This is a genomic window from Vibrio sp. 10N.222.46.A1 (assembly GCF_041473595.1).
GTDB lineage: Bacteria > Pseudomonadota > Gammaproteobacteria > Enterobacterales > Vibrionaceae > Vibrio > Vibrio tasmaniensis_A.
This window is the reverse complement of record NZ_JBFRSN010000518.1, coordinates 1-1,822: the sequence shown is the minus strand read 5'-3', so window position 1 is coordinate 1,822 and position 1,822 is coordinate 1. Positions and strand designations below refer to the sequence as shown.

The following is a 1,822-nucleotide window of genomic DNA, read 5'->3' as shown; positions in this document are numbered from 1 at the left end:
CTGCACCTGCTTCGATACAGATTTGAGAAGCTTTCTTGATCAGTGCTTCTTCTTTAAGTTCACCTGTTTCGATGATCACTTTAAGCGTGATGTCACCACAAGCGGCTTTACACTGTTTAACTAGCTCAAAACCCACTTCTTCGTTGCCAGCAATAAGAGCACGGTATGGGAATACTACGTCAACTTCGTCTGCGCCGTACGCTACCGCTGCTTTTGTTTCAGCAACAGCAATTTCGATGTCGTCATCACCATGAGGGAAGTTAGTTACAGTCGCGATGCGTACTTCTGGAGTACCTTGCTCACGCAACGCCTTTTTAGCTGCTGGGATGAAGCGAGGGTAAATACAGATTGCAGCGGTGTTGCCAACTGCAGTCTTCGCGTCATGACAAAGTGCCACTACTTTTTCAGTAGTATCGTCGTCATTTAGCGTAGTTAGGTCCATAAGTTTAAGTGCACGTAGAGCTGCTGCTTTTAAATCGCTCATTTCTATCTCCGATCAATATATTCAAATAGTTAACTACTTCACCATCCATCCAGTATAGATGGATATTTTAGTAATGCTCAGTAGTCACAAATGAACGGACTTGGTTCCCTGAAGACTTGATAACTTTCGCTACCAATTGCAATCCTTGTCACCGCACAGTACCAGTTTGGTCTATGGCACAACAAATCAGTCATGTTGTGTCTAACATCTATAGTGTATTGCTAATATAGCGTATTGCTAAGTTTGGCTTAATCCCAGAAGAATAACGTTCGAGCTAATCTCAATGTTACTTTCTTGCCAGCAGAGACATCCTATCCCTTTAGCTAATACATTATAGGTATCCATCAATAAATTGTAGTGCTCCTTAGAACGCAAACGGTTTGTATCTCAAAAAAACATTCTAGACCCATTTTCGACTCCAAGCATTCACTCATGCTAATGCTCAAAATCACTAGGCCCAAAAACAAAAAAGCCCCGCAGCAATTTCTTGCTACGGGGCGATATTATTATGGCGTCTATATATCGATTTCTAACTGATTAGAAAGACAGGAAGAAGCCAGCAATTGTTGCTGCCATCAGGTTAGATAGAGTACCAGCTACAACCGCTTTAACACCCATACGTGCGATGTCGTGACGACGGTTTGGAGCAATACCACCTAGACCACCTAGAAGAATCGCAATTGAAGAAAGGTTTGCGAAACCACATAGAGCGAACGAGATAATTGCTTGAGTCTTAACAGACATTACTTGACCAGTCGCTTCAACGATTTGAGCGTTTTCACCGATGTACGGTACGAAGTTTAGGTATGCAACGAATTCGTTAACAACTGTCTTCTGACCAATGAAAGAACCAGCAATAGTTGCTTCTTCCCATGGAACACCAATGATGAATGCTAACGGTGCGAAGATCCAACCTAGAAGAAGTTCTAGAGTTAGGTTTTCCATACCGAACCAACCACCGATGCCACCTAGGATACCGTTGATAAGAGCGATTAGACCGATGAATGCTAGTAGCATTGCACCAACGTTAAGTGCTAGTTGTAGACCAACTGACGCACCGCCAGCAGCTGCATCGATAACGTTAGCAGGCTTGTCGTCGCCACCGTCGATGTCTGAACCTAGGTTCTCGTCAACTTCATCAGTTTCAGGCTTGATGATTTTAGCGAATAGTAGACCACCAGGTGCTGCCATGAATGACGCTGCTACTAGGTACTCTAGAGGTACACCCATAGATGCGTAACCCGCTAGTACACCACCAGCAACAGACGCTAAACCACCACACATTACTGCGAATAGTTCAGAGTTAGTCATTTTAGGAACAAATGGACGAACAACTAG

Annotated in this window: 2 protein-coding genes; both read right to left on the bottom strand. The window is 43.7% G+C overall.

Annotated features, from left to right (window positions below; translation table 11 throughout):
• On the bottom strand, nt 1-484 hold a 484-nt coding region (gene deoC / locus AB4496_RS15030; RefSeq protein ID WP_372131266.1), incomplete at its 3' end, for a deoxyribose-phosphate aldolase.
• A 537-nt stretch (nt 485-1,021) separates the two neighbouring features.
• Nucleotides 1,022-1,822 (bottom strand): NupC/NupG family nucleoside CNT transporter (locus AB4496_RS15025; protein ID WP_372131264.1); only part of this gene is annotated, 801 nt, incomplete at its 5' end.